Origin of the sequence: Phenylobacterium sp., from assembly GCF_004297125.1 — a bacterium.
Classification (GTDB): domain Bacteria; phylum Pseudomonadota; class Alphaproteobacteria; order Caulobacterales; family Caulobacteraceae; genus Phenylobacterium.
The window spans coordinates 62267-88758 of the sequence record NZ_SCVD01000003.1 but is presented as its reverse complement, the minus strand read 5'-3'; the positions used below and the strand labels follow the sequence as shown (position 1 = coordinate 88758).

The 26492-nt window shown below is 68.0% G+C and carries 23 protein-coding genes; 11 read left to right on the top strand and 12 right to left on the bottom strand.

The annotated features are described in order from the left end of the window. Positions 1-65: 65 nt before the first annotated feature. On the top strand, positions 66-1625 hold the full coding sequence (locus EPO51_RS02595; protein ID WP_293345675.1) for a calcium-binding protein: 1560 nt from the start codon (positions 66-68) through the stop codon (positions 1623-1625). 483 nt (positions 1626-2108) lie between these two features. On the opposite strand, the gene rnd is transcribed toward EPO51_RS02595, so the two are convergent. Then, positions 2109-3287, bottom strand: coding sequence for a ribonuclease D (gene rnd, locus EPO51_RS02590; protein WP_293345673.1), 1179 nt, complete (start codon positions 3285-3287; stop codon positions 2109-2111). 77 nt (positions 3288-3364) lie between these two features. On the opposite strand from rnd, the gene purM reads away from it, so the two are divergent. Next, positions 3365-4390, top strand: a complete 1026-nt coding sequence (gene purM, locus EPO51_RS02585) for a phosphoribosylformylglycinamidine cyclo-ligase (protein WP_293345671.1) — start codon at positions 3365-3367, stop codon at positions 4388-4390. Between the two features lie 148 nt (positions 4391-4538). Here purM and EPO51_RS02580 read toward each other — a convergent pair whose 3' ends face one another. Beyond that, the gene (locus EPO51_RS02580) at positions 4539-5135 is read right to left on the bottom strand and encodes a hypothetical protein (RefSeq protein ID WP_293345669.1); all 597 of its coding nucleotides are present in this window, start codon (positions 5133-5135) and stop codon (positions 4539-4541) included. Between the two features lie 196 nt (positions 5136-5331). Beyond that, positions 5332-6885: a winged helix-turn-helix domain-containing protein gene (locus EPO51_RS02575; RefSeq protein WP_293345667.1), complete on the bottom strand. Its 1554-nt coding sequence runs from the start codon at positions 6883-6885 to the stop codon at positions 5332-5334. 215 nt (positions 6886-7100) lie between these two features. Between EPO51_RS02575 and EPO51_RS02570 the strand changes: the two genes are divergently transcribed. The 3 genes from EPO51_RS02570 to EPO51_RS02560 are packed head-to-tail and all read left to right on the top strand — an operon-like array spanning position 7101 to position 8820. Beyond that, complete coding sequence (locus tag EPO51_RS02570; RefSeq protein ID WP_293345665.1) at positions 7101-8114, top strand: PEPxxWA-CTERM sorting domain-containing protein; 1014 nt, start codon at positions 7101-7103, stop codon at positions 8112-8114. Then, positions 8096-8275 (top strand): hypothetical protein, encoded by a 180-nt coding sequence (locus tag EPO51_RS02565; protein WP_293345663.1) that lies wholly within the window; start codon positions 8096-8098, stop codon positions 8273-8275. The genes EPO51_RS02570 and EPO51_RS02565 overlap by 19 nt, the downstream gene beginning before the upstream one ends. Beyond that, complete coding sequence (locus EPO51_RS02560) at positions 8272-8820, top strand: CHRD domain-containing protein (RefSeq protein WP_293345661.1); 549 nt, start codon at positions 8272-8274, stop codon at positions 8818-8820. Before EPO51_RS02565 ends, EPO51_RS02560 begins: the two co-directional genes overlap by 4 nt. Before the next feature lie 147 nt (positions 8821-8967). On the opposite strand, the gene EPO51_RS02555 is transcribed toward EPO51_RS02560, so the two are convergent. Beyond that, the gene (locus EPO51_RS02555) at positions 8968-9312 is read right to left on the bottom strand and encodes a TfoX/Sxy family protein (RefSeq protein WP_293345659.1); all 345 of its coding nucleotides are present in this window, start codon (positions 9310-9312) and stop codon (positions 8968-8970) included. 85 nt (positions 9313-9397) lie between these two features. Here EPO51_RS02555 and EPO51_RS02550 point away from each other — a divergent pair, with 85 nt between their 5' ends. Continuing rightward, a complete protein-coding gene (locus EPO51_RS02550) occupies positions 9398-9871 on the top strand; it encodes a GatB/YqeY domain-containing protein (RefSeq protein ID WP_293345657.1) in 474 nt (157 codons plus the stop codon). Positions 9872-10813: 942 nt separating this feature from the next. Beyond that, positions 10814-13051 (top strand): Ig-like domain-containing protein, encoded by a 2238-nt coding sequence (locus EPO51_RS02545; RefSeq protein ID WP_293345655.1) that lies wholly within the window; start codon positions 10814-10816, stop codon positions 13049-13051. 90 nt (positions 13052-13141) lie between these two features. Here the strand turns inward: EPO51_RS02545 and EPO51_RS02540 are convergent, their stop codons facing one another. After that, the gene (locus EPO51_RS02540) at positions 13142-13936 is read right to left on the bottom strand and encodes a DUF3313 family protein (RefSeq protein WP_293345653.1); all 795 of its coding nucleotides are present in this window, start codon (positions 13934-13936) and stop codon (positions 13142-13144) included. 140 nt (positions 13937-14076) lie between these two features. Between EPO51_RS02540 and EPO51_RS02535 the strand changes: the two genes are divergently transcribed. Next, positions 14077-14820, top strand: coding sequence for a hypothetical protein (locus tag EPO51_RS02535; protein ID WP_293345651.1), 744 nt, complete (start codon positions 14077-14079; stop codon positions 14818-14820). On the opposite strand, the gene EPO51_RS02530 is transcribed toward EPO51_RS02535, so the two are convergent. The 3 genes from EPO51_RS02530 to EPO51_RS02520 are packed head-to-tail and all read right to left on the bottom strand — an operon-like array spanning position 14801 to position 19450. After that, positions 14801-15856, bottom strand: a complete 1056-nt coding sequence (locus EPO51_RS02530; protein ID WP_293345649.1) for a 2-oxoacid:ferredoxin oxidoreductase subunit beta — start codon at positions 15854-15856, stop codon at positions 14801-14803. The genes EPO51_RS02535 and EPO51_RS02530 overlap by 20 nt on opposite strands. Continuing rightward, positions 15853-17673: a 2-oxoacid:acceptor oxidoreductase subunit alpha gene (locus tag EPO51_RS02525; protein ID WP_293345647.1), complete on the bottom strand. Its 1821-nt coding sequence runs from the start codon at positions 17671-17673 to the stop codon at positions 15853-15855. The genes EPO51_RS02530 and EPO51_RS02525 overlap by 4 nt, the downstream gene beginning before the upstream one ends. Beyond that, the gene (locus EPO51_RS02520) at positions 17666-19450 is read right to left on the bottom strand and encodes an FAD-dependent oxidoreductase (protein ID WP_293345645.1); all 1785 of its coding nucleotides are present in this window, start codon (positions 19448-19450) and stop codon (positions 17666-17668) included. Before EPO51_RS02520 ends, EPO51_RS02525 begins: the two co-directional genes overlap by 8 nt. Before the next feature lie 340 nt (positions 19451-19790). Here EPO51_RS02520 and EPO51_RS02515 point away from each other — a divergent pair, with 340 nt between their 5' ends. Next, a complete protein-coding gene (locus EPO51_RS02515; RefSeq protein WP_293345643.1) occupies positions 19791-19967 on the top strand; it encodes a hypothetical protein in 177 nt (58 codons plus the stop codon). Between the two features lie 39 nt (positions 19968-20006). On the opposite strand, the gene tig is transcribed toward EPO51_RS02515, so the two are convergent. After that, entirely contained in the window at positions 20007-21365 is a 1359-nt protein-coding gene (gene tig, locus EPO51_RS02510; RefSeq protein ID WP_293345709.1) for a trigger factor, read from the bottom strand. 323 nt (positions 21366-21688) lie between these two features. Between tig and EPO51_RS02505 the strand changes: the two genes are divergently transcribed. Together EPO51_RS02505 and EPO51_RS02500 are read left to right on the top strand one after the other, a co-directional pair. Next, positions 21689-22117, top strand: a complete 429-nt coding sequence (locus tag EPO51_RS02505; protein WP_293345641.1) for a Zn-ribbon domain-containing OB-fold protein — start codon at positions 21689-21691, stop codon at positions 22115-22117. Further along, positions 22114-23256, top strand: coding sequence for a thiolase family protein (locus EPO51_RS02500; protein ID WP_293345639.1), 1143 nt, complete (start codon positions 22114-22116; stop codon positions 23254-23256). The genes EPO51_RS02505 and EPO51_RS02500 overlap by 4 nt, the downstream gene beginning before the upstream one ends. 2 nt (positions 23257-23258) lie before the next feature. Here the strand turns inward: EPO51_RS02500 and EPO51_RS02495 are convergent, their stop codons facing one another. From EPO51_RS02495 to EPO51_RS02485, 3 genes are read right to left on the bottom strand one after another with little or no spacing between them, the layout of a single operon-like run. Beyond that, on the bottom strand, positions 23259-24416 hold the full coding sequence (locus tag EPO51_RS02495) for a phosphotransferase (protein ID WP_293345637.1): 1158 nt from the start codon (positions 24414-24416) through the stop codon (positions 23259-23261). A 30-nt stretch (positions 24417-24446) separates the two neighbouring features. After that, entirely contained in the window at positions 24447-25196 is a 750-nt protein-coding gene (locus EPO51_RS02490; RefSeq protein ID WP_293345635.1) for an SDR family NAD(P)-dependent oxidoreductase, read from the bottom strand. Further along, complete coding sequence (locus EPO51_RS02485) at positions 25193-26434, bottom strand: aromatic ring-hydroxylating oxygenase subunit alpha (protein WP_293345633.1); 1242 nt, start codon at positions 26432-26434, stop codon at positions 25193-25195. Before EPO51_RS02485 ends, EPO51_RS02490 begins: the two co-directional genes overlap by 4 nt. Positions 26435-26492 lie beyond the last annotated feature (58 nt).

The window sequence follows — 26492 nt, the reverse complement described above, 5'->3', positions numbered from 1 at the left end:
GCGGCGCGCCTTCCGCCAGACAAGGTGCCCGCGCGAGTACCGCGATCAGAGTTCGAGTAGAGTTCATGCCCACGATTTCGACCACCACCCTGGCCAATGGCAGCCGCGTCGAGTTGTCGATCCCCAGCGTTCCCACCAACGGCGCCTACACCCTGGTCGCCCAACTCCTCGACCCGAAGGGCGCGGTAGTCCGCACCATCACCGTCGACACGGCCACCAACAGCGACGGCTCCACCGCGCCCCCGCGCGCCGAAAGCTTCGCCAACTTCTCGGTGGTCAGCCTCTCCGGCGGCGGCTTCGCGATCGCCTACGACGACACCGTCGTGAACCCGCCCGGCGGGTCGAACGCCGTCGAGGTCCACCTGTATGACGCGGCGGGCGTCGAGACGGGCTCGCAGCGTATCGGCACCACCACCGGGGGCGAGCCGTATCCCACCGGGGGCGTTCCGCAGCTCGCCGCCACGCTCGATGACGGCGTCGTCGTCGTCTCGCGGCTGTCGGACGGCCGCAGTTCCGTCGCGGTGCTAGGGTCCGACGGGACGGTCGAGGGCAGCCGGTTCTACGATGGGCGCCCGCAAGTCTATCACGCCGGCTTCAGCGATCAGGTCGTGGTCACGCTCACGACCGGCAGGACTGGCGAGCCCTTGGCGAACCCGGTCCGCGAGGTGCTGACGCACTCCATGACCGTGGTCTCCAGCACACCGGTCACCGAAACCCGTGGAAGCGAGAGCGGCGACCTGCTCACCGGCGGGGCGAACGCTGACCTGCTTTTCGGCCAGGGCGGGAACGACACACTGCAGGGGGGCGCCAGTTTCGACTCCCTGACCGGCGGCGCCGGCCGCGACAAGTTCGTGTTCGCGGTGGACGGATCGGTCGACCAGGTCACCGATTTCAACGCTGCGGAGGACACCCTGGCGCTGGTCGACGCCAGCGGCGCGCCGCTCAATTCCGCGACGGGCGTCCTCACCTTCTGGCGCTCGACGGGCGTCCTGACCTACGATGCCGATGGCGATCTGGGGCCGGGGGCGGCCCAGACCGTGGCGGTGCTGCCAGGCGTCACGACGCTGACCCAGGCCAACTTCGCCCCGGGCTACGAGCCGGCGCTGCTGCGCATCTACAATCCGATCGCGCCCGCCCAGGCCGGGCTGGAACCTGGATCGCGCAGCGACATGACCTTCGGGTTCGGCAAGCAAGGCTATGTCTCGGCCAGCGCCGACTACAGCGTCACCGGCACGCTGCTCACCTATGGTGTCAGCTTCGCCGACGGCAGGTCGTCGATGCAGTGGTTCGACACCCTGAACGCCCAACCCTGGAAGAACCTGGTCGCCAGCTATGACGCCCAGGCCCGGCTCACCGTCTACGCCACCTACGACGACGACGGCTCGCACATCCTGTGGAACTACGACGTCAACTCCACCCAGACCTGGCAGCGGACCATAGACCACTACGACGCCCAGGGCCGCTACACGGCGCGCGACGTGGTCAACGACGACGGCTCGCGTTTCGAGGCCATCTACGACGTCGCCGGGACCCAGCCGTGGGGCTATTCGGTCGAGCACTTCACGGCGGCGGGCGCGTCGGTCGGGCGCAGCTTCTTCAACGACGACGGCACGCCGTACGGCTGACGAGACGGAGGACCGCCGCCGGCGACCTCCATCCCCGGACCTTCGGCACCGGAGAACCGCAGCCGTAGGGCCCAAATGAAGAGGGCGGCGTCCCGGTCGCCCGGAACACCGCCCTCTGAAACAGATCCGTTGGGGGACCTGTGCCTGCTGGTGGGAGTGGAACCTCGGCCCGGCTGGTCGCCCAGCCGAACTCCGCTCCGTCTCCTTTGCCCGCCGTCTCTCCGAACTTCCGGGTCGCCCCGGACGCCTTCGATCTGGAAGACCTCCTGCCCGCTTCGCCTTCCGGTCGCCCGGTCCGCCGCGCCGCAGTTCCTCTCGGCAAGGAGAGGTTCACCCATCCTCGGGCGGCCCGCAACGTTGTCTTGCGGCGGCCCTGTGAACGTTCCGTGGCGCCTTCGGTGCAGAACCTGTGGACGGCGCGGGGGCGGCGGCCGAAACCGGCGTTCGATCAAGCGTTTGGAGTTATCACAAGGTTCGCGCGGATCATCCCGCCGCGGCCGTTCGCGGGGCCCGTCGGACCTCGACGACCCGCACCCGCGCGCCGTCCAGCACCAGGGCCAGCTCGCCGCGCTTCAGCTTCAGGGCGTCCTCGCCGAACGCCTCGCGCCGCCAGCCCTTGAGGGCGGCGACGTCGGCCTCGTCGTCGTTGGCGATCTGCTCCAGGTCCGAGACCGTGGCGATCAGCTTGGAGGCCACCCCGGCCTCCTCCGCCCGCGCCTTCAGCAGCACCTTGAGCAGCTCGACCACGGCGCCGGCGGCGGGCGACGCCGACTGGCGGGCCCGCTCGATCACCGGGGCGTAGGCCTCGGGATCCTTCAGCGCCTCGCGGATCGCCATCACCAGGTCGGGGCCGAACCGCGAGCCCGAGAAGCCCTTGGGCACCGAGCGCAGCCGGTCCAGGCCGTCGGCGTCGGTCGGGGCCTGCGTCGCGATCTCGTCGATCGCCTCGTCCTTGAGGATCCGGCCGCGCGGCTGGTCGCGGGTCTGGGCGGTGCGCTCGCGCCAGGCGGCGACGGCGCGGTACACCGCCAGGTACTTGGAATTGTGCTTGCGCGGACGCAGACGCTTCCAGGCGTTCTCCGGCTCGACGTCGTAGTTCGACGGGTCGGTGAGGTCGTTCATCTCGTCCTGCACCCAGCCCAGGCGGCCTTCCCGCTCGAGCCGATCGCGCAGCAGGGGGAACAGCTTGGCCAGGTAGGTCACGTCGGCCAGGGCGTAGGTGAGCTGGTTGTCCGACAGCGGCCGGCGCGCCCAGTCGGTGAAGCGCGAGCTCTTGTCGAGCTCGATCTTCAGCATCTGCCGGACCAGGGCGTCATAGGCGATCTGCTCGCCGTAGCCCGCCGCCATGCCGGCCACCTGGGTGTCGAACAGCGGCCTGGGCATCGCCTGCAGGTTGTTGAAGATCTCCACGTCCTGCCGGGCGGCGTGGAACACCTTCAGGATCGACGTATCCCGCATGATCGCCAGGAACGGCTCCAGATCCAGGCCCTCGGCCATCGGATCGATGCACGCCTCGGCGGACGGCGCCGCCGCCTGGATCAGGCACAGCTTGGGCCAGTACGTGGTTTCACGCATGAACTCGGTGTCGACCGCAACGAACGGCTGGCCCTTGATCTTGTCGCAGAACGCCGCGAGTTCGGCGGTGGTAGTGATAGGCGTCATAAATCAGCTATAGCCCCGCGCGCGGACGACTCCAGTCCGCAAGCGCGTCTCTCTGCACTCCAAGTCCGGGTTCGTAAATGTCCGAACGGCCAAACGGTCTCACCTATGCGCAAGCCGGCGTCTCCATCGACGCCGGAAACGAGCTCGTGGAGCGCATCAAGCCCCTGGCGAAATCGACCCGCCGGTCGGGTTCGGAGCCGTCGCTGGGCGGGTTCGGCGCCCTCTTCGACCTCAAGGCCGCGGGCTACGACGACCCGCTGTTGGTCACCACGACCGATGGGGTGGGCACCAAGCTGAAGGTGGCGATCGAGACCGGGCGGCACGGCACGGTCGGCATCGACCTGGTCGGCATGTGCGTCAACGACCTCTTGGCCCAGGGCGCCGAGCCGCTGATGTTCCTGGACTACTACGCCACCGGCAAGCTGGACGTGGAGGCCGCCGCCTCGGTCGTGGCCGGCATCGCCGAGGGCTGCCGCCAGGCGGGCTGCGCCCTGGTGGGCGGCGAGACGGCCGAGATGCCCGGCATGTACGCCGAGGGCGACTATGACATGGCTGGGTTCTGCGTGGGCGCCGTCGACCGTGACAAGGTGATCCCGCGCCTGGGCGACCAGAAGCCGGGCGACATCCTGGTGGGCCTGGCCTCGTCCGGCCCGCACTCCAACGGCTATTCGCTGATCCGCCGCATCGTCGAGCGCTCGGGCCTGGCCTGGGACGCGCCGGCGCCGTTCGCCGAGGGAAAGACCCTGGCCGAGGCGCTGCTGGAGCCCACGCGCATCTACATCAAGTCGGTGCTGCCGCATCTGAAGGCCGGCCGGATCAAGGGCCTGGCGCACATCACCGGTGGCGGCCTGGTCGAGAACCCGCCGCGCGCCATCGCCGAGGGCCTGGCGCCCCGGTTCGACTGGAACGCCTGGGCCCTCCCCCCGGTGTTCGAATGGCTGCAGCAGGCCGGCGGCGTCTCGGAACAGGAGATGCGCCGCACCTTCAACTGCGGCCTGGGCCTGGTGCTGATCGTGGCTCCGCACGACCTCCCGGACGTGCTGGAAGGCCTGGTGCGCGACGGCGAGGACGCGTTCGTGGTGGGCGAACTGGCGACGGCGTAGCCCCGTCCCTCCCTTAATGGGGAGGGACAGGTCGCGCAGCGGCCAGGGTGGGGAGGTTTGGATCCTCCCCGCCGTCTGAAATCTGGCCCCGTATTCCCCACCCTGCTCGCCGCCGGCGAGCTGTCCCTCCCCATTAAGGGAGGGACGGTTACGCCGAGCTTTCCCAGTCGATCTCCTCGGCGACGGTGTCGAGGGCGGCCTGCGGCGGATCGGGCAGATCGCGCCAGCGGACGATGATGTCGGGCGGCAGGCGCAGGTCCATCGCCAGGCGGGCGACGTCGTCGTCCAGCGGCGCCTCGCCGAAGTCGGGTTTGAGGCAGGCCTGCGTCACGAGGATTTCGACCCCCTCGCGCCGGGAGGCGAACTCCTCGCAGGCGGCCGCGAACTCGGCGGTGTCGTCTTCGGTTTCAGGCGGATCGGCCTCGTCCCAGGTCAGGCGCAGGAGCGCGGTGCGCAGCTCGCCGATCCGGCGCGCCACCGCGGCCCCGCCGGGCCTGGGCCGGGGCGTGTCGGCCCGCACCCTCGCCGCGGCCGCCAGATCGCGCTTCAGCCGCGCCTTGACCGCCAGCGTCTGGCGATACGACCGCGCCGCGCGCTGATAGCTGCGCGCCAGCCGATTGGCTTCGTCGTTGTCCTCGGCCTCCAGCGCCCGGCGCGCGAAGTCCCGCGCCAGCTCCAGGTCATGCCGCGCGATCTCCGCCAGCCCCTGGGCCTCTTCTTCGGTGATGTCGAGGGCGTCCCACATGTCGGCGGGAGTGTGGAGGCGTGGTGCGTCAGGTTCGGACGTGGGTGGTCGGGCGTGGGTGGGAGGGCCGGATTTGACTCAACAGCGAAGTTCGGAAGGTCTGCTCTCTGGAAGCGCTGTAACGAGTAGATCGAGCATCACACAAGCCGCGCCATTTCGTCGGTGAAAACGCAGCCGTGGCGATCAACGCTCGACCTTAGCCTTCAAGCCGCCTGTAGTCGGGTTGCGCCTTCGCCTCTCTCCAGTAGCGTTCGAGGCCGAGTTCCTCGGTTAGACGACTGAAGCGGGGATCCGCGCGCATCGCGCGCGTGGCGGGAAGGAAGAGCAAGGACGGTTCGCGTTCCTCGAGCACGGCCCTCGCCTGTTCCCCAGGCCCCGCCGGGACATCGGGGATGACGAAGCCGCGCGAGAAGAAGTAGGCGTCGGCCAAGGCAAAGGCCTCGTCCACGCGCCCGACAGCGCTCAGGTTCTCGATCGCGTACCGGGCCGGGGTGGGCGAGCTTCGTCCCCTGCGCGTCTCATAGGCGACGAGGGCCGCAACCGCGGGCGGGGCGCGGGTCTCGACGGCGACGGCAAGCCGCATCAGATCGTCGACATTTTCCTGCGGCATCCCACGTGGACGAGACTCGGCGTCCCGAAGCATCGCGACGGCGGCGCTCGCGCGCCCGCCGAACAGCAGCAGCTTGAAGCGCGTGAACCAGATGCTCTGATTGGCCGCGTAGATCGACATGGCCTCGTCCAGGAGGCGCTCGGCCTCATCCTGCCGGCCCGCGCCCCACAGGGCGTCGATCTGGTGTCGGTACTGGTTCACGGTCGGAGCCACATCGCGGACCCGCTCGAACAGCGGCGCGGCTTCCGAGAACCGGCCGACGAGCAGGAGCAGACGGGCCACGCCGAAGGGCCCGAGCGTCTTGCCCGGCTGGTCCGCCATCGCCCGCCTGAATTCTCGCTCCATGAGCAGCCAATTGCCTCGGATGGGCCGCGCCCAGGCGATCGCAACGCGGCCGCAGGCGTTCCTGGAATCCAGCTCCAGTGAGCGCCGGCCCGCCGAGCTCGCGCGAAGGCGGACAGACTCACGCTCGGAGGGGCGGACCCAACCCTGGGCGCGATCGGCATAGGCGCACCCGAGGAGGCCCCAACCGTCCGCCGAGCGGGGATTCGCGTCCAGCAGACGCCGATAGAGACCGATCGCCTGCGAGTTTCCCTCAGCACTGCCCTGGGTCCATGCCGCCCACGCCTGCGCCATGAGCGCTTCGTTCTCGGGGGTCTCGGCGCCACCGCGACGTCCGCGGATCGCCACGGCCAGGCCGGCGACGCCCGCCACGCCGACGGCCGCGGCCCCCGCCAGCGCCGCACGCCGCGAGAACACGGGCCCCGTCGCGGCTTTCGGGACCGCCGGCGCTTCATGCCCGGCCCCGCCCTGCGCCACCAGCCGATACCCGACCTTGGTGATCGTCTCGATGGCGAACGAGCCCGCGCCGATCCCCTCGGCGGCCTTGCGCAGGCGCGACATCACCCGGTTGATCGCGTCCTCGCCGACCACGCGCCCGCTCCAGCAGCGCGCCAACAACTCTTCGCGCGTGAGGATCGCGCCATTGGCCCTGGACAGGGCGATCAGCACCTGCATGACGCGGTGCTCCAGCACTTCTCGTTGACCATCGTCACGGACCAGCTCGCGCTGGGCGGGCAGGACGGTCACGCGACCGAGCTGGAAGCCCGGTTCATGCGCCAGTTCGATCGTGTCGATCATCCCTCCCTCGCGCCACTGTCGACGGCGCCCGCACCACAGGCGCCGACCCCAGATTACAGACGGGGCCGTAACGAACAGTAGCGGCGAAATGTCAGCCGCGAAGCCGAGATGTCGGCGAAACATCGGCGATTCATCAGGTCCTAATCCTGTCGCTCCGGCGCCCGTCGATGCACCTCTCAAGTTCGCGTCGGTGCGGCAGGCACGGAGTAGAACAGATGAACGGCAAGTCTTGGATGATCGCGGCGGCGCTGATCGTGGTCCCGGTGAGCGCTCAGGCGCTGGGCCGAACGATGACGAACGGTTCCGGCGACGGCCAAGTCTCGATCACTGTGACCGGGGGCGGCGGGGCAGGCAACAGCGCCGGCGGCGCGGGTGGCTTCTACAATCCCGTTGGGCCTAGCGCCACTGCGTACACTGTGGCCCAGTCGGACCTTTACTATCGTGTTGGTGGCAGGGGCCCACTTACTAGTCTGACCAAAGCATTCGCCAATGGAGAATATACGACATTCACGTTGGATCTCACGACCAAGGAGGTCTTCAGCCGCTTTTATTACGATGGCTTGTTCATCCAATTGAGGCAGCAGCTTTCGGGCATTTTCGATATGGGCATCCAGGTCGGATCATTGCTCACGCAGGAGTATGGGTTCTTTTCGCAAGATTCGATCACACTCGATCTGGTGCGCTATCTGGACGTCGATCTGGTGTTCGACGGCGGCACTGAGGTTAATGACGGGGGCGGCATGCTCACGCAGGTGGACGGCAGCGCGATGCTGTTTGGGATCGAGGGCGACCTCAGCCCCGACGCCGCCACGACGTCGGTCGGCATCTACAATGAAGGCGGTGTCGCCAACGGCTACCAGATCGGCAACTATATCACCCTCAATGACCTCGTAACCGCGGGCGGCGCGCTGAGTGGCTCGATCGCGGGCGACGGGTCCGACTCAGATCTCTTCATCGACGCCGGGGCCGGCCACGACGTGGCGTTGGCTCTCGGTGCGCGCCTCGATGTCCCCGCGGACATCGTCACGAGGTTCACCACCTACACCTTCTTCCGCTCAGACCCCTTGGTCGCTGGGCAAGGCCCGGGCGGCCCAATTGGGGGCGTTCCGGAACCCACCACCTGGGCAATGATGATCATCGGCTTCGGCCTGACTGGCAGCGTGGTGCGCCGTCGCAAGCCCTCTAACGAGCCAAGAATGGAGATCGGCCTATGCCAAACCCTGAACTGACCAAGGGGCCCGATTTCGCGGGAGTCCTCCGCTCGGCCGGCAAGATCCGCCGGCAGTTTTCCAACCTTGGCGTCAAGGGCGGGCTGGCGGTGGTCGGCGGCGGCCAGGCGCCAACCGAGGTCGGCTGCATCTTCGACTTCTCCGGCGTCAGCAAATCATGAAACGAGCTTTAGCGACTATCGCGCTTCTTGCCGCCGCCCTCGCGGGCACCGCTCACGCAGCTACGTTCAACTTCTACGGAACGATGAGCGGCGAGAACGAGGCTCCAGCAAACGCATCGGCTGCGACGGGAGACTTCACGGCCATACTCGATGATGTGGCGAACAGCTTCTTCGTCGACCTGTCCTATTCGGGCCTATCGACCAACGCCTCCATAGGCATACTTCATTGCTGCGCCCCTGCCGGAGCCAACGCCGTATCAATCCTAAATTTCACCGGATTCCCGTCTGCGACGTCGGGCACATATAGCAGCACCCTCTTCGGCCTCACCGAGGCCGACATAACCGGCATCAAGAGCGGGCTGTCCTATATCAACATTCACACAGTCGCTTTGCCACAAGGCGAAATTCGGGGGCAGTTGATCTCGTCTGCGGGTGCGGCCATTCCGGAGCCGGTCACGTGGGTGATGATTGTCGTTGGCTTTGGAGTTCTCGGCTCCAGCCTGCGCCGGAAGCAGCGCCAAAAGTTGCGTTTCAACTTCGGCTAAGGCCCCTCGCGTCGGCAGGGAACACCAGTTTGCTCGGGCGCCCTCGGTCATTACAGGCAGACTATCGGTTGGCGGCGAACGCCTGCTTCTCGGACCGATGCTAATGTCTCCAACTGGCGCCCAAGAGACCTTGCCGCCTTACACTAACTACCGGGTCCCCTTTTGCGCCTTAGCCACCTTCGGCTTCGGCGCGGGTAATGCCGCCGCCGTGGCGCGGACGAGATCGCTGAGCGCGTCCTGATCCTCCCAGCGGTCCGCATCGATCAGCATGTGGGGCTTCGCGCCGGGATAGGGCGGGGCCTCTTCGGCGCCGGCGGCCAGGGCGCGACCGGCCGGGGTGGGTTTGAGGAAGAGCTGACCGTCGGCGATGATCGCGACCATCTTGCCGTCACAGTAGACACCGTACTCGCCGAACATCGGCCGGGCGGACACAGGCCCGGCCTTCGACATCTGGTCGACGAGGTAGTCCACGGTCTTGCGATCGGTCGCCATGGTTTCTTGCGGTCCCTGGATGGCCGAGGGCGGCCCCCTGCCCTAACTACAGCTACGGAATAGCGTGAATTGGAAGGACGGCGACATGGCTTTGCTCGATGCGCTGAAGGCGGATCAACTCGCGGCGCGCAAGGCGAACGACCGTCTGAAGGCGGACCTGCTCAGCACGCTGATCGGCGAGGCGACGCAGATCACGACCGAGGAGTTCAAGCGTGGCGTGACGGAGGTCACGGACGAAAAGGTCGCCGCGACCGTCGCGAAGTTCCTGAAGAACACGAAGCTGACGCTGGAGAACCTGAGCACCGAGCGCGCGAGGCTGGTCGAGGCCGGCGGCGATGCGTCGAAGGTCGAGGCGCGCACCACGGCGGCGGAAACCGAACTGGCGATCCTGGCCTCGTATAGCCCCAAGCAGATGACGGAGGCGGAACTGCGCGCGGCCATCGACGATTTCCGGGCCAGGACCCCCGACGCCAACGTCGGGGCGATCATGGCCTACCTGAAGACCAGCTTCGGCGGCCAGTATGACGGCAAGGCCGCCAGCGCGTTGGCGAGGAGCTGAGCGGGAGAATTCGGGGACGGGTTATCCCGCCCGAGCTGGCGGCGTGGCGAGTGTACGAGCGGGCGGGATAATCTGTCCCCGAATTCGAGGATCCCGCCGACAAGACGCCGAGCGGACCTTCGGTTCTCCGCCCCCCAATGGACGCTCCGAACGTCAGTGCGGGATGGGAAGGCGATGTCGGTCAGTCGAAGACCTTTGTGGCTTCACGGTCTTGCCGCGCCCAGCGGCGTAGAAAGTATGCTAGCGCGATCAGGCTAGTAGCTTGGGCGACCACAGCCACGCCAATTGCGTGCTCCGTGGGGTCAAGGCCTAACACCATAGCTGCGATAACCGTGACGGCACCGCCGGCGAAAACTATCAAGCCTCCAAGAACCAGCCGTCGGGCGCTGAAGTGTAGCTGCTTGGGACTGTCCGCCATCGGAATATGGCTGCACGCCGACGGAACTTCCGCAAGGGGTCGGTTTCGCCCGTTGGCTCTCGGCCTGGAAGCAGCACTCGAGCGGCAAAACGAAATCCAAGGGTGACCGGCGGAACGGGGCCTGGGATCGCGTCGTCGTTGGCCGCGGCAAGCGTCTTCCCGCGCGGGCGCTCGAGGCGCCTACGGCGCGGCGCCCTGACTGGCCCCAAGGCGGCGCATTCAGGCCACGATGCGCGAGGTCATCAGGTCAAAAGCTGAGGTCAAGCTTGGTGACGTGGTATTAAGCGTGACGACCTAAGTCGGCTGCAGGGCGGCAGCCGCAACGTAGTCGGATGGACTGGGGGATCTATTTCGGATCCCGGATCGATCCGACCTATTCCGGACGCCGTCGCGAGATTCAGAAAATCAGACGCCAGGTGGCGTAGACGTGTGTCTACACGCGCGGCCTTTGTCGACGCCGCGACCCGGCGAAGTCCTAGCGGCGCCGGTCAATACTGGTCGCCGCGCGTTCATCAGGCGACTTCATGGCTTATCCCGATCCCAACATCGTTGTCTCGAACACCACGCTCGGCATCGGCGGGACGGCCCTCGTCACGTTCACGTTCGACCAAGATATTTCCGGGTTCACCAACGCCGACCTGACGGTCGCCAACGGCTCGCTGAGCACCTTGAACGTAATCAATGCGCGGACCTACACAGCGACCCTTACGCCGGACGCTGGAGTCTCCGACACCACCAACATCATCATCTTCAACAACGAAGGCGTGATCGACGCCGGGGGTGTGCGGGCTGGGGACGGACTTACGCTGTCCGCCAACTACGTCGTGGATACGGTTCGGCCAACCGCCACCATCGTGCTGGCCGACAGCGCCCTCGCCGCGGGTCAAACCTCGCTCGTGACCTTCACCTTCTCGGAAGCCGTGACGGGTTTCGCCAACGCCAACCTGACCATCGGCAATGGCACGCTCTCCAGTGTGAGCAGCGCCGACGGCGGGATCACCTATACGGCGACCTTGACCCCCACCGCAGCCCTGAACGAGCCGGTCAATGTGATCACGCTCGACTACAGCGGCGTGACGGACCTCGCCGGCAACGCGGGGACCGGATCGACAACATCGGCCAACTACGTCCTCGACAGCACCGCGCCCACCGCCACCGTCGTCGTGGCGGACACCGCCTTGGCCGCGGGGGAAACCTCGCTGGTCACCATCACGTTCTCAGAAGCCGTGACGAGTTTCACCAACGCCGACCTCACCGTGGGCAATGGCGTCTTGACCACTGTCAGTTCAGTCGACGGCGGGATCAGCTACACGACGACCTTCACGCCGACAGCTTCGATCGTCGCTGGCGCCAACGTCATCACGCTGGCGAACGCAGACCTCACAGACCTGGCGGGGAACGCGGGCTCCGGAACTACGGACTCCAACAACTACGGTGTCAGCACCGTGCGTCCGGGCGTGACCGTGTCGGTCTCCGACACCTCGCTCGCCCTCGGCGACACTTCGAACGTGAGCTTCACGTTCTCGGAAGCCGTGACGGGCTTCGACAACGCCGACATCACGATCGCCAACGGCGCGCTCTCGACGGTGGCGACCAGCGACAACATCACCTTCACGGCCACGCTGACGCCGACCACGGCGATCACCGACACCACCAATGCGATCACGGTGGCCAACACCGGCTATGCCGCAACCAGCAGCAGCAACGCCGGGATCGGCACGACGGACTCCAACACCTACGCGGTTGATACGGCGCGCCCGACGGCCACCATCGTCCTGGCCGACACCGCGTTGACCACCGGCGAGACATCGCTGGTCACCATCACCTTCTCGGAGGCGGTGAGCGGCTTCAACAACAGCGACCTGACCATCGGAAACGGCTCGCTCAGCACAGTCGCCTCGGCGGATGCGGGCGTGACCTGGACGGCTACGTTCACGCCATCGGTCCCGGTAAGCGACACGACGAACATCATCACCCTGGCCGGCAGCGGTGTGACGGACGCCGCTGGCAACGCGGGCAGTGGGACCTATGCCTCGGCCAACTTCACGATCGTGACCTCCGCCCCGCTGCCCGATCCTGAGCCGATCCCGCCGGTTGCGCCCGGTTCCACCGCGCCCGACGTCATCGTCGGCGACGCCCAGAACAACTTGGTTACAGCCGGCGCGGGCAATGACACCGCCGGGGGCGGGCTGGGCGCCGACAGCATCTCGGGCGACGCCGGGGACGACGTCGTACAGGGCAACGCCGGCAATGACGATCTGGCCGGCGGAACCGGCGACGACGTGGTGTTGGGCGGCCAGGACAACGACCAGGTCCAAGGCAACACCGAGAACGACTATGTCTCGGGCGACAAGGGCAATGACATCGTTCACGGCGGCCAAGGCGACGACGTCGCCTACGGCGGCGAAGGCGACGACTTCGTGTTCGGCGACCGGGACAACGACATCGTCCGGGGCGGCCAGGGCGACGATCTGGTGCAGGGCGGCGACGGCGATGACTACGTCTCCGGCGACCGTGGCTCCGACACCGTCACCGGCGGCGCCGGGTCGGACCTTTTCCACTCCTTCGGCGAAGCCGGCATGGACCTGGTCACCGACTTCGACCGGACGCAGGGCGACCGTGTCTTCCTGGATTTCGGGACCACCTACACCACCTCGCAGGTGGCTTCGGACACCGTCATCGACATGTCGGGCGGCGGGCAGATGATCCTGGCCGGGGTGCAACTGTCCACGCTGACCCCTGGGTGGATCTTCGTCGGCTAGGACGGCGCGGCTCCCGCGGATTCTGCCCCGATGCGGGAGTCCGCCTCTGGCGCCAACCCAGCGCTCAGGCGCTCAGCAGCCCTCGATGCGTCATGCCCCGTCGTCCTTCGGCGCTTCCTTCGGCACAGCCTTCGCGCCGCTCATCTGGGGGACGTAGAGGCCGCTGGCCAGGCCGGCGAGGAAGCCTTCCGGGCGGAACCTGGGGCCGAACTGGGCGCAGGGGTCCTCGCCGGACTCGATCTTGCGCGACTTCAGCCCCTTGGGGGTCATGGTCGCAGCCGCAACGTCGGCGAACGGCTCGGCGAACTGCAGGGCGTCGCCCAGGCGGCTGAGCGAGGGATCGTCGGTGCCGACGGCCGTGGCGTCGCGGTTCCAGACCAGGGCCGCGACCTGGCGGCCGCCGTCGGTCACCATCTCGGCCTCGGCGCCCAGGCCCCCCAGCGTGCCGGGCACGCGCAGGCCGATGGGTCCGGGGATGAAGAAGCCGGCGGCCGCCGAGGCGGTCGAGGCGAACCGGCCCGTGGGCCTGACCCGCGTGACCACGGCGCGCACCCGGGCGTCGGCCTGGGCCGGGTCGTAGGTGAGTTCGTAGCGCTCGGTGATCTCGAAACACATCTGGGCGTCCAGCTCTCGCAGCAGGAGCGCGCGCTCCTTGTCGTTGAGCCAGCCGGTCTCCGGCCCCGGCGCCATACGCGCCGGCTCCAGCATCACCCGCCTGACGGCCGTCAGGTCCGGCTCGCTCTTGCGCTCCGCGATGCCGGTGCGGAGCGTGCCCGTGCGGGGGGTCAGGCCCTCATAGCTGGACAAGGCGCCCGAGGGCTTTCCCGCCGTCGCGCAGGCGGTGAGCGGCAGGGCGGCCAGGAGGAGTGCAGTCAGGGGTTTCATGGGAACTCACGGTTGCAGGCTGCAACCGGCGCTTCCCTTGCGGCGGAGTTGTGGCGAAGCTCGCCTTCGGCGGGCGGCGGCCCTATGAGGGATGGACCTGCCTCGGGATCACACACCGTGCGCCCCGCGTTCCGGCCCTCATGAGCATCCATCCGCGCAATATCCTCGTCATCGGCGCCGTGGCGCTCGGGCTGGGGGCGCCGGCGTTGCAGGCGATGACGGGGTTTGGGCTCTCCGCCGCCGAGTTCGCCGGCGACGGGAACGGGACCCTGCGCGCGGCCGGCTACGCCTTCTCGATCTGGAGCCTGATCTACGCCGGGCTGGTGGCCTATGCCGTCTGGCAGACCCTGCCGCGCAATCGGGACGATCCGCGCCTGGCGGCCATCGCCGGCCCGTCGATCGTCGCCATCCTGGGGTGCGGGCTGTGGATCTGCGCCTCGGCGCTGGACCTGAAGATCGCCAGCGTCGGGATCATCGTGGTGTCGGCCCTGGCCCTGACCATCGGCCTGTGGCGGACCGCGCCGCGTGACGCCGACCTCAAGAGCCGCTTCTTCGTCTGGTGGCCGCTCAGCCTGCTGGCCGGCTGGCTGACCATCGCCTCGGCGCTCAACATCCTGACCGTGCTGACGGCCATGGAGGCCCTGCAGGGCGTCGCCAGGGCCGCGGCCTTCGCGGGCGTCGTGGCGGTGCTGATCGTGGCGCTGTTCGTGCTACGCACCGGCCGGCTGGCGGTGTACGGCATCCCGATCGCGTGGGGCCTCGTCGCGGTGTGGGTGGCGGAGAAGGACGGCAAGCCCGACGTGGCAGCCGTGGCGCTGGGGGCGGCGGTGCTGGTGGGGTGCTATGCGGCCTGGCAGGCCAGACCTAGCGCAGCGCGGCGTTGATGCGGTCCAGGGCGGCCGAGCCCGGCACCAGCTCGGCCTCGGCGAGCTGGTTGAGCGGGGTGTCCACAGTGCCCACCGCGTCGTGCAGGTCGCCGGCCTCGGGGTCGACGAACAGCAGACCGGTGACGATCTGGCCCCTCGCCTGCCGGGCCTGGAGGTAGCCCAGGGCCTGGGCGCGGTTGCCGGGGTTGTAGAGCTCGGCCAGCTTGTGGAGCGACAGGATCGAGCCGTCGTGCTGCTGCACCCGCACGGTCTCGCCGGGCTTGTAGTCCACCTGGATCGGGTCGCGCGGCGTGATGACGTCCAGGCGGTTCACCGCCTCGTTGTGCTCGCGCACATAGTCGAAGCTCTTGGTCGAGCCCACGTGGTTGTTGAACTGCACGCAGGGGCTGATGCAGTCGATGAAGGCCGCGCCCTTGTGGGCCAGGCCGGCCTTGATCAGGGGCACGAGCTGGTCCTTGTCGCCTGAGAAGCTGCGGGCCACGAAGGTGGCGCCCATCTGCAGGGCCAGGCCCACCATGTCGATGCCGGTGTCGTGGTTGACCACGCCCTTCTTCGACTTCGACCCGCGGTCCGAGGTGGCGGAGAACTGGCCCTTGGTCAGGCCGTACACGCCGTTGTTCTCGACGATGTAGAGCATGTTCACGCCGCGCCGGATGGCGTGGGCGAACTGGCCGAGGCCGATGGAGGCTGAGTCCCCGTCGCCCGAGACGCCGAGGTAGATCAGGTCGCGGTTGGCCAGGTTGGCGCCGGTCAGCACCGAGGGCATCCGCCCGTGGACGGTGTTGAAGCCGTGCGAATTGCCGAGGAAGTAATCCGGCGTCTTCGACGAACAGCCGATGCCCGAGAGCTTGGCCACCCGGTGCGGCGGCAGCTCCAGCTCGAAGCAGGCCTGGATGATCGCCGAGGAGATGCTGTCGTGGCCGCAGCCGGCGCAGAGCGTCGAGACCGAGCCCTCGTAGTCGCGGCGGGTGTAGCCCAGGCTGTTCTTCGGCAGGCTGGGGTGATGCAGCTGGGGCTTCAGGATGTAGGTCATTCCGCCGCCTCGCTTTGAGCCATCTGCATCCGCTGGCCGATGGCGCCGGCGATGAACCGCGCCGTGATGGGCGTTCCGTCGTAGTGCAGCACCGAGACCAGCTTGCCCGGGTCGACCTCGCCCTCGGTGACCACCAGGGTCTTGAACTGGGCGTCGCGGTTCTGCTCGACCACGTAGACGCGATCGTGGGCGGCGATGAAGTCGAACACCTCGTCGGCGAAGGGGAAGCCGCGCACCCGCATGGCGTTCAGCCGGCGGCCCTGAGCCTCCAGCATCTCCAGCGCCTCGTGCATGGCCGGCGTGGTGGAGCCGAAGTAGAGGACGCCCTCGCTGGCCTTGCCCTTGGCGGGGCGAAGGACCGGCGCCGGGACCAGGGTCTTGGCCGTCTCGAACTTGCGGAGCAGGCGCTCCATGTTGTCGACGTAGACCGCCCCCTCCTCGGAATAGCGGGCGTAGGGGTTGCGGGACGTGCCGCGGGTGAAATAGCCGCCCTTGGTCGGGTGCGTGCCGGGATAGGTGCGGTACGGGATGCCGTCGCCGTCCACCTCCTTGTAGCGGCCGAAGTCGGCGCCGGCTTCGAGCTGTTGGGCGGTCATCACCTTGCCGCGGTCGAGGCGGCGGCTGTCGTCCCACCGGAAGGGCTGGGTCAGCCACTCGTTCATGCCGATGTCCAGGTCCAGCATGACGAAGATCGTCGTCTGCAGCCGGTCGGCCAGGTCGAAGGCCTGGGCCCCCATCTCGAAGCACTCGCCGGGGTCGGCGGGCAGCAGCATCGGGTGCTTGGTGTCGCCGTGGCCGGAATAGGCCGCGGCCAGCAGGTCAGCCTGCTGGGTCCGCGTCGGCATGCCGGTGGACGGGCCGCCCCGCTGCACGTCGAAGATCACCGCCGGGATCTCGGCGAAATAGCTGAGGCCGATGAACTCGGTCATCAGCGAGACGCCCGGCCCCGAGGTGGCCGTGAAGGCCCGGCAGCCGTTCCAGCCGGCGCCCACCACCATGCCGATCGAGGCGATCTCGTCCTCGCCCTGGATGATGGCGTAGCGGGCCTTTCCCGTCTCAGGATCCACCCGCAAGTCCTGGCAATAGCTGGTGAAAGCCTCGGCCAGGGAGGTGGACGGCGTGATCGGGTACCAGGCGCAGACCGTGGCCCCGCCATAGACCGCGCCCAGGGCCGCGGCCTGGTTGCCCTCCACATAGATCCGGTCGCCCACCGCGTCGGCCGGGCGCACCTGCAGCGGCAGCGGCGCGAGGTGTTCCAGTACATGGCCGTGGCCCATGCGCAGGGCCTCGACATTGGCCTTGATCAGCCGGTCCTTGCCCGCGAAGTCGTCCGCCACCAGCGCCTCGACGGCGGACAGATCCATGCCAAGAAGCGCCGCCAAGGCCCCGACATATATGGTGTTCTTGAAAAGCTGCCGTTCGCGCGGAAGCTCGTAGGCCTCGTTGCACATGGCCGTCAGCGGCACGCCGATCACGCCGATGTCGTCGCGGAACCGGGCCAGCGGCATGGGTTTGGTCGAGTCGTAGAACAGGAACCCCCCGGACTCGATCTCGGCCAGGTCGCGGTCCCAGGTCTGCGGGTTCATGGCGACCATCAGGTCGACGCCGCCGCGCCGCCCCAGGCGCCCCGCTTCGGTAACCCGCACCTCGTACCAGGTGGGCAGGCCCTGGATGTTGGACGGGAAGATGTTCCGCGCCGCCACCGGCACGCCCATCCGCATGACCGACCGGGCGAACAGGCCGTTGGCGCTGGCCGAGCCCGAGCCGTTCACATTGGCGAACTTGACGACGAAGTCGTTGATGCGCGGCTCAGGCATGACAGCCCTCCGCGTGGGTCATCTCCAGGTAGAACTTCTGCATATCCCACGCCCCCGTCGGACATCGTTCGGCGCAGAGGCCGCAGTGCAGGCAGACGTCCTCGTCCTTGGCCATCACCCGGCCCGTGGCCAGCTTGCCCGAGACATAGAGGTCCTGGGTCAGGTTGGTCGCCGGCGCCTTCAGGCGGCCGCGCAGGTCGTCCTCGTCCCCGTCCTCGGTGAAGGTGATGCAGTCCATCGGGCAGATGTCGACGCAGGCGTCGCACTCGATGCACAGCTTGTCGGCAAACACGGTCTGGACGTCGCAGTTCAGGCAGCGCTGCGACTCCGCCAGCGCCTGCTCCAGATCGAAGCCCAGCTCGACCTCGACCCGCACGCTCTTCAGCGCCTCGGCCTTCTCCCGCAGCGGCACCCGGTAACGGTGGTCGTTGGAGACGTCGTTGTCGTAGCTCCACTCGTGGATGCCCATCTTTTGGCTGACCAGGGTGGCGCCAGGCGGCGGCCGGTCGGCGACGTCCTGGCCCTCGCAGAACCGGTGGATGGAGACCGCGGCGTCGTGGCCGTGGGCCACCGCCCAGATAATGTTCTTGGGCCCGAAGGCGGCGTCACCGCCGAAGAAGACGCCCGGGATCGTGGACTGGAAGGTGACGGGGTCGACCTTGGGCATATGCCACTCGTCGAACGCCAGGCCGATGTCCGGCTCGATCCACGGGAAGGCGTTCTCCTGGCCGACCGCCACCAGCACATCGTCGCATTCGTGGTGCTCGTCCGGCTCGCCCGAGGGGACGAGCCGACGTCGGCCCGACACGTCGAACTCCGCCTTGACCACTTCGAATAGCACGCCGGTCAGCCGCCCGGCCTCGTGGGTGAAGGCCTTGGGGACGCGGAAGTTGAGGATCGGGATGTCCTCGTGCATCGCATCCTCCTTTTCCCAGGGGGACGCCTTCATCTCCTCGAATCCCGAGCGGACGATCACCTTCACGTCCTCGCCGCCCAGGCGGCGCGAGGTGCGGCAGCAGTCCATGGCGGTGTTGCCGCCGCCCAGGACGATCACGCGCCGGCCGATCTTGTCGATGTGGCCGAACGAGACGGTGGAGAGCCAGTCGATGCCGATGTGGATGTTGGCCGCGGCCTCCCGGCGGCCCGGCAGGTCGAGATCGCGGCCGCGCGGGGCCCCGGAGCCCACGAACACCGCGTCGTAGCCTTCGCCCAACAGCGCCTTCAGGCTGTCGATCGGGGTCCCGAACCGCATCTCGACGCCGCCCAGGGCCTGGATATAGCCGACCTCCTCGTCGATCACCTCCTCCGGCAGGCGAAAGCGCGGGATCTGGCTGCGGATCATGCCGGCCGACTTGGAATCCTTGTCGAAGATGGTGAGCTGGTAGCCCAGCGGGGCCAGGTCGCGGGCGACGGTGAGCGAGGCGGGGCCGCAGCCCACGAGGGCGATGCGCTTGCCGTTGGGCGCTGCGGCCCGCGGCGGCATCAGGCCCGTGACGTCGTCCTTGTGGTCGGCCGCCACCCTTTTCAGGCGGCAGATCGCCACCGGCTCCTCTTCCACCCGGCCTCGTCGGCAGGCCGGCTCGCACGGTCGGTCGCACGTCCGGCCCAGGATTCCCGGGAAGACGTTGGACTTCCAGTTGATCATGTAGGCTTCGGAGTATCGGCCCTCGGCGATGAGGCGGATGTACTCCGGGACCGGGGTGTGGGCCGGACAGGCCCACTGGCAGTCTACGACCTTGTGAAAGTAGTCGGACTCAAGCTCACGCGTGCGCTGCAAAACTCGCTTCCTTCCGGGGACGCTCTACTCCCGAGGACAAGAAGTCGAACTCTGCGGTCGGCAGAGATGGCTCCGCGCCCCGACGCGGCGATGGAAAGGCAGGTTACGTCCCGAACCCCGCGGAAGCCAACCGATTCCTGATCACGGTTCATCGATTTCTGATGGGCCAACCCCGAAGACCACGGTTCATTTCAAAAGGGCGAAGGCATGAACTTCCACACCACAGTGTGATCGCCGGCGCCTCGTTTCGGGGCATCGGCCCGTTGGCGGGTGTGACAGGTAAATGATACCTTAAGCGTCGGGAGAGGCCCTGCGTCCGCAGGGTGATGGGAGACTGACTATGGACATGCCTCATGGGCGCGTGCCTGAAGCCACGCCGACCGCTTATGACGACCTGGATACGTCGATCCTGAGCCCGCTGGACCCGGCCGAGGCGCTGGACCTGCACCGCGCCATCAACGAACGCCGCGCCCAGCTGGAGAATGCGGAAATGCTGCGGCGGCTCCGGTCGCTGTAAATACCCGCTCATCCCCGCGCATGCGGGGATGAAGGCTGATTATTCGGAGTAGCCGTCCGGCAGGTCGTCTTCCTTCATCAGCTCGTCCTTGCTGACCTTCTTGTCCTTGACCTTGGCCTTGGAGACGATGAGGTCGACGACCTTGTCCTCGAAGATCGGAGCGCGGAGCTGGGCCTGGGCGTTCTGGTTCTCGCGCAGCAGGTTGAAGATCTGCTGGGCCTGGGCGCCGTACTTGATGGCTTCACGGCGGATCGCTTCGTTGAGCTCGGCCTCGGTCACCTGGACGTTGTTGGCCCGGCCGATCTCGGCCAGCACCAGGCCCAGGCGCACGCGGCGCTCGGCGATCTTGCGGTATTCCTTCTGGAGCTGCTCCTCGGACTTCTCCGCGTCCTCGGGCGGCAGCTGGCCGGCTTCCTTGTCCTGCTGGACCTGGCTCCAGATCGAGGAGAATTCGGCCTCGACCATCTTCGGCGGCAGCGGGAAGTCGTGCTTCGAGTCCAGCTCGTCCAGCAGGGCGCGCTTCAGCTTGAAGCGCGAGGCGCCGGCGTACTGCTCTTCGAGGTTGCCCTTCACCAGCTCCTTGAGCTTGTCCAGGCTCTCAAGGCCCAGGCGTTCGGCGAAGGCGTCGTCGGCGGGCGATTCGACCGGGCCGCGGACTTCCTTCACCTTGGTCTCGAACTCGGCGTCCTTGCCGGCCAGGTTGGCGGCCTGGTAGTCGGCCGGGAAGGTCACCTTCACGGTCACGTCGCTGTCCGGCTTAGCGCCGACCAACTGGGCTTCGAAGCCCGGGATGAAGTTGCCGGAACCCAGCACCAGCTCCACGTCGGTGGCCGTGCCACCTTCGAAGGCTTCGCCGTCCACGCGGCCGATGAAGTCGATGACGACCTGGTCGCCGTCCTTCGCCTTCACGGTCTTGCCGGTCTTGGGCTCGTAGGTGCGGTTCTGGCTGGCCAGTTCGGCCACCGCCTCGTCCACTTCCTTGTCGGTCGGGGTGTAGACCGGCTTAGTCAGCGACAGGGTGGAGCCGTCGACCGGCTCGAACTCGGGCATCAGGTCGATGGAGAGCTCGTAGGCGAGGTCCGCCTTGCCGTCCATGACCGCCGCGATGTCGCCCTCCGGCTTCAGCTCGGGCTCGCCGGCCGGGCGCAGCTTGTTGTCGTCCAGGATCTTCTGGGTGGTTTCGGTCAGGCTCTGCTGGACCACTTCGCTCATCAGCGACTTGCCGTACAGGCGACGGACGTGGGCGGCGGGCACCTTGCCCGGGCGGAAGCCCTTCACGTTGAGGGTGGGGGCGATCTCCTTGATCCGCGCCTCGAGGCGCTCGGCCAGATCGGAGACGGGGACCGTCACGCCGTAAACGCGGCTAAGGCCTTCGCCAGACTTCTCAACGATTTGCATCGGCATTCTCAGATTCTCGGGGCCCGGCGCCAGTGCGCGCCTGGTCCGCCCTTCACGTCAAACAGGGGAAGGCCGCCGAACGGGGTCCGGCGGCGCGCGGGCGCCCTTATGTCACGACGCGGACGCCGGTCCAAGTCCCCACCCCCCTGACGCGGGCCCACGCGTCCCGACGGCGGGCCCCTACCCCACGCGGATGTGGCGGAATTGGCGGACGCACTGGAGCCGGGCGCCGCCATCCGAATCCAGAAACTAATACGCATGATATTTTTCGTTGTCCCCCTCCCGCAGCGCGCCTAACGTGCCTGGCAGACAGCGGAGGATGCATGGCGACGCGAATGGTGGCCGAAGGCCTGGTGAGCGGGCTGGGCGACGACGCACGCCTGCTCGGCGGGCGGCGTCGCGCCGACGGGAAGGTGGTGTTCCCCTTGCCCCTGGGCGCCGGGGCCGAGGCGTATGACGCCATCGAGCTGCCCCGCGAGGGCACGCTCTGGTCCTATACCGTCCAGCGCTTCAGGCCGAAGCCACCCTATGCCGGGCCCGGCGACGACCGGAGCTTCACGCCCTATGCGGTGGGCTATGTGGCGTTGCCCGACGCGATCATCGTCGAGACCCGCATCGAGACCGACGCGATCGATCGCCTGCGCATCGGGATGCCGATGACATTCACCCTGCAGACCTTCCGGACCGACGCCGATGGCGCCGAGGTCCTCACCTATGCCTTCCGGCCGTCGAAAGAGGGAGACGCACCATGACCGACGTCCATATCGTGGGAGCGGGGATCCACCCCTTCGGTCGCACCGAAGGCCGCAGCGGCCTCGACCAAGGGCTGTTCGCGACCAATGAAGCTCTGGCGGACGCCGGGCTCGACTGGTCGCAGATGGAGTTCGCCTTCGGCGGCTCGGCCGCCGCCGGCAACGCCGACGCGCTGCTGCCGCGGCTGGGGCTGACGGGCGTGCAGTTCATCAACGTCGCGAACGGCTGCGCCACCGGCGGCTCGGCGCTGCTCGCCGGCTATTGGGCGATCAAGTCCGGCGAATTCGACCTGGGCCTGGTCGTCGGTTTCGACAAGCACCCCCGGGGCGCGTTCAACGCCGACCCGGAGAAGTCGGGCCTGCCGGCCTGGTACGGCGAGACCGGCCTGATGCTGACGACCCAGTTCTTCGGGATGAAGATCCAGCGCTACATGGGACTGCACGGCATCACCGCGGAGACCCTGGGCCGGGTGGCCGAGAAGGCCTACGAAAACGGCGCTCGGACACCGCACGCCTGGCGACGCGAGCCGGTCGGCCTGAACGTGATCATGAGCGCGGATCTGGTCAGCGACCCGCTCACCAAGTTCATGTTCTGCTCGCCCGCGGAGGGCGGGGCCGCGCTGATCCTCGCCTCCGATCGCAAGATGCGGGAGCTGGGTCTTGCCGGACCGAAGGTGCGGGGCGCCGCCGTGCGCACGCGGGTCAGCGGATCCTTCGAAGTGTTCTCGCCCTCGCTCGAACTCGAGCGCGGGCCCTCGCCGACCGTTCTGGCGTCGAAGGCGGCCTACGAGATGGCCGGGGTCGGTCCCACGGACATCGACGTGATCCAGATCCAGGACACCGAGAGCGGGGCCGAGATCATGCACATGGCCGAGAACGGATTCTGCCAGGATGGCGAGCAGGAAGAGCTGATCGCCGCCGGCGCGACCCGGATCGGGGGGCGCATGCCGGTCAACACCGACGGCGGGTGCCTGGCCTGCGGAGAGCCGATCGGCGCGTCCGGCCTGCGGCAGGTCTACGAGAATGTGCAGCAACTCCGCGGTCGCGCCGAGGGACGCCAGGTCGAGCAGGCTCGCCTGGGCTATAGCCAAGTGTACGGCGCCCCCGGGCTCTCCGCCGTCGCGATCCTCGAGGCCTGAGCCTATCCGGGAAGGCGATCGAGCAACTGGTGGTCCATGATCACCGCCGAAGCGCGCGCCATCAGCTGTTCCATCATCAGCGCGGCGCGCGCGTTGCCCGGGTCCAACGCCCCGGCGATCACGACCCCGTAGCTGAACAGATAGAGCGCCGCGACCAGGTAGTCCTCCCATGCCTGCTCGGCGCTGTAGTCGGCGATCCCCTGCTCGCGCAGCCGCTGCTGGTAGCGGGCGACGAGGCGACGTTCATGGCGGCGCCGCTCGTCGGTCCGAAGGTTCTGGGTCAGCAAATAGGCCAGGTCGTGGATGGCGGCCGAGAACGTCACGATCCAGTCGATGGCGACCGCCGGCCGCTGGCCCGGGGCTTGCCCGAACATCAGGTTATCGAGGCGAAGATCCCCGTGGACCAGGGTCTGGGGGGCCGCCCCCATTCGCCGGCTGAGTTCGGGCACCGCGGCCACGAATTGATCCCGTCGGGACAGGATATCCTGTCCGATCACATGGCCGAAGCGAGACACGCACGGCTCCCACCCTGCCGCGCAGCCTTGCGCGAATCCTTCGAGCTGCATTGGACCGTCGATCCGCGGCGCCCAAGCCAGGCCCGGATCGTCTACCCGCCCCCAGTGCCGCACATGCATGGGGATGAGGAGCTCGATGACATCTTCCACTTCGCGCGCCGCGCATCCCGCCACCTGATCGCCCATCCGGTAGGCGGCGAGGTCCTCGAGGATCAGGACGCTCCCCCCGGACGCGGCGTCGTACTCCGCCGCGAAGCAGCGTGGCGCGATCCCGGGAAGGTGGGGCGCGACATGGCGATAGAACCCGACCTCGCGGGCGTAGACGCCGAAGGCCATGGCGACGGCGCGGTTCTCGGCATTGGAGGTGGAGAACTTCGCCACCAGCGTCCTGGGCGCTTCCCCGCCCGACGCCCGACAGACGACGCCGATCCGCACAAGGGCTCCGAGCAGGCCAACCCCCTCGCCAAGCGGCGACGTCTGGAAGGTCAGGACCTCGTCCCCCACCCCCAAGGCTCCCGCGTCCTGGAGAACCGCCTGGAGCCAAGCGCAGCTGAGTGCGTCCGGCGCCCAAGGCGTCGTGGACACCGATCCGGCGATCATCTCCTGCTCCCCCGTCTTTCCGATGCTGGCGAACGCCTCGCTCATCCTAGGCTCGCCTCATGTCCTGCCCCGGGATCACCAGTTCTCGCCGCCGCCGCCGACATAGATGGCGCCGCCGGTCATGTAGGAGGCGTCCGAGGAACACAGGAACGCCGCCGCGGCCGCGACCTCCTCGGGCTTGCCGAGCCGCTTCAGGCTGGTGCGCTGGGACACCATCTGATCGAATCGCGCGGCGCCTTCCGGCGTGGCGGTGATCCGGTCGAACAGGGGCGTCTCGGTATATCCCGGCGCCAGGACATTCACCCGAATGCCGCGCGGCGCCAGTTCCTCGGCCCAGCAGCGGGCGAACTGAATGAGCGCGGCCTTGCTGGCCGCATAGGCCGAGCCGCCGGGCACCACGATCTTGGCGGCGATGGACCCGATCATGACAATCGACGCCGACGGGCGAAGCAGGGGCAACGCCCGCTGCGCGGTGAAGAAGACGCTGCGCAGGTTGAGATCCATCAGCTGGTCGAAGGCCTCCTCGGTGACGTCGGCGAGCGCCCCTCCCCCGGCCATGCCCGCGTTCATCACCAGCGCATCCAGGCCCCCCAGATGCTCCGCCGCCGCGTCGAACATGCGCGCGAGGTCCTCGGTGCGGGTGACGTCGCAGACGATGGGAACAGCCATGGGCCCCAGCCGTGCGGCCGCGGCCTCCAGCACGTCGGCGCGTCGCGCGACCATCGCCACCCGAGCCCCCTCGGCGAGCAGCCGCTCGGTGATCGCAAGGCCGATGCCTTCGCTGGCGCCGGTCACCAGCGCCGTCCGGCCTTCCAGGCGGTTCATGCGGCCCCCCGCGTGGCGGCGTGCGGGCGGCGCGATGCGGGGGCTTCGACGAACCGTCCGAGCACCGGCGGCACGCGCAGCTCCGACGGCACCGCGTCGACCCCGATCGCCCGGTCGATCTCTTCGTGCGCCCAGTAGAGACGGCGCTCCTGGTATCCGAGCATCATGCCGGTGAAGGCGCCGGACTCCAGGGAGGCCTGGATCGCGGCGAGGTTCTCGATGTCCTCCATCAGCACGCCATCGAAGCGGGTGTTGGCCAGGTCGCGGTCGGCCGGAAGCCCGCCCTCGCCCCAGGCCGGCCCCACGCCCATGACTTCAATCTCGCACTCGCCGGGCCCGATCGGCCAGAACAGGATGAAGCGGCCCGATCCGGCGCCCCAGGGGACCACCATGTTCGGCCAGAGCGTGTGGGCGACGCTGGAGCGCCGGTAGATCTCCCCATCCGGCCACCCGCCGTCCGGGACCTCGTCGATATCCACGGTCTTCAGTTGGACGCACATCCGGGAATGTCCCCGCGGCAGGAGGCTCATGGCCGCGACGGAGTGGACGAGCGTCGCCCCGACCGTCTGGGGATGCAGGGTGTTGATGTGGTAGACCTCCTGGAACGCGTCGAGGCCGCACTTCCAGTTGCAGCTGACCCGGCGGGAGAAGCGGTAGTCGACCTGTCCGTCGGCCAGGCCGAGGTCGCCCCACTCCTCGGCCAGGGGGCCGACCGCCTCGAGAAGATCCGGCGCGGCCTCGTCCTGGTTCACGAAGATGAGCCCGTGCAGAAGTTCGCAGCGCACCGGAATGAGGCCTCGCGCCGCCCGGTCCAGGTTCGGAAACTCGTGCTCGTCCGGAACCTGCACCAGTCGGCCGTCGAAGTCGTACGCCCAGGAGTGGTACTGGCACCGCAGCACGTTGCATCGGCCCGCATGGTCCTTGACCACCGGCGCGCCGCGATGCCGGCAGGTGTTGTAGAAGGCCCGCACCTGGCCGTCCCGGCCGCGCACGATGAGGATGGGGGCGCTCGGCAGCTTGGCGAACACCTTGTAGCTTCCGCTCTTCGGCAGCTCCGAGATGTGCCCGGCCAGCACCCAGGACCGGCGGAAGACGCGCGCCATCTCCAGGTCGAAGAAATCCCGGCGCGTGTAGCGCCCACCCGGAATCTCGGCCAAGGCCGGAAACCCGTCGGGAACGGCCTTGCGCGCGCGTTCGGACCGCAGTTCCTGGAAGATCAGGTCATCCATCTTGCCCATGCGGTCCTCCAAGTTCACGCAGCGGCGCGCCGCCTGCGGCCTGCCGTCGCCGCTCCGA

Coding starts and splice junctions, on each gene's coding strand:
- EPO51_RS02490 (WP_293345635.1), bottom strand. CDS start 25,196: ATGAACCGCCTGGAAGGCCGGACGGCGCTGGTGACCGGCGCCAGCGAA.
- purM (WP_293345671.1), top strand. CDS start 3,365: ATGTCCGAACGGCCAAACGGTCTCACCTATGCGCAAGCCGGCGTCTCC.
- EPO51_RS02570 (WP_293345665.1), top strand. CDS start 7,101: ATGAACGGCAAGTCTTGGATGATCGCGGCGGCGCTGATCGTGGTCCCG.
- EPO51_RS02545 (WP_293345655.1), top strand. CDS start 10,814: ATGGCTTATCCCGATCCCAACATCGTTGTCTCGAACACCACGCTCGGC.
- EPO51_RS02525 (WP_293345647.1), bottom strand. CDS start 17,673: ATGCCTGAGCCGCGCATCAACGACTTCGTCGTCAAGTTCGCCAATGTG.
- EPO51_RS02530 (WP_293345649.1), bottom strand. CDS start 15,856: ATGACCTACATCCTGAAGCCCCAGCTGCATCACCCCAGCCTGCCGAAG.
- EPO51_RS02575 (WP_293345667.1), bottom strand. CDS start 6,885: ATGATCGACACGATCGAACTGGCGCATGAACCGGGCTTCCAGCTCGGT.
- EPO51_RS02595 (WP_293345675.1), top strand. CDS start 66: ATGCCCACGATTTCGACCACCACCCTGGCCAATGGCAGCCGCGTCGAG.
- EPO51_RS02565 (WP_293345663.1), top strand. CDS start 8,096: ATGCCAAACCCTGAACTGACCAAGGGGCCCGATTTCGCGGGAGTCCTC.
- tig (WP_293345709.1), bottom strand. CDS start 21,365: ATGCAAATCGTTGAGAAGTCTGGCGAAGGCCTTAGCCGCGTTTACGGC.
- EPO51_RS02555 (WP_293345659.1), bottom strand. CDS start 9,312: ATGGCGACCGATCGCAAGACCGTGGACTACCTCGTCGACCAGATGTCG.
- EPO51_RS02550 (WP_293345657.1), top strand. CDS start 9,398: ATGGCTTTGCTCGATGCGCTGAAGGCGGATCAACTCGCGGCGCGCAAG.
- EPO51_RS02505 (WP_293345641.1), top strand. CDS start 21,689: ATGGCGACGCGAATGGTGGCCGAAGGCCTGGTGAGCGGGCTGGGCGAC.
- rnd (WP_293345673.1), bottom strand. CDS start 3,287: ATGACGCCTATCACTACCACCGCCGAACTCGCGGCGTTCTGCGACAAG.
- EPO51_RS02515 (WP_293345643.1), top strand. CDS start 19,791: ATGGACATGCCTCATGGGCGCGTGCCTGAAGCCACGCCGACCGCTTAT.
- EPO51_RS02485 (WP_293345633.1), bottom strand. CDS start 26,434: ATGGGCAAGATGGATGACCTGATCTTCCAGGAACTGCGGTCCGAACGC.
- EPO51_RS02580 (WP_293345669.1), bottom strand. CDS start 5,135: ATGTGGGACGCCCTCGACATCACCGAAGAAGAGGCCCAGGGGCTGGCG.
- EPO51_RS02540 (WP_293345653.1), bottom strand. CDS start 13,936: ATGAAACCCCTGACTGCACTCCTCCTGGCCGCCCTGCCGCTCACCGCC.
- EPO51_RS02495 (WP_293345637.1), bottom strand. CDS start 24,416: ATGAGCGAGGCGTTCGCCAGCATCGGAAAGACGGGGGAGCAGGAGATG.
- EPO51_RS02560 (WP_293345661.1), top strand. CDS start 8,272: ATGAAACGAGCTTTAGCGACTATCGCGCTTCTTGCCGCCGCCCTCGCG.
- EPO51_RS02500 (WP_293345639.1), top strand. CDS start 22,114: ATGACCGACGTCCATATCGTGGGAGCGGGGATCCACCCCTTCGGTCGC.
- EPO51_RS02535 (WP_293345651.1), top strand. CDS start 14,077: ATGAGCATCCATCCGCGCAATATCCTCGTCATCGGCGCCGTGGCGCTC.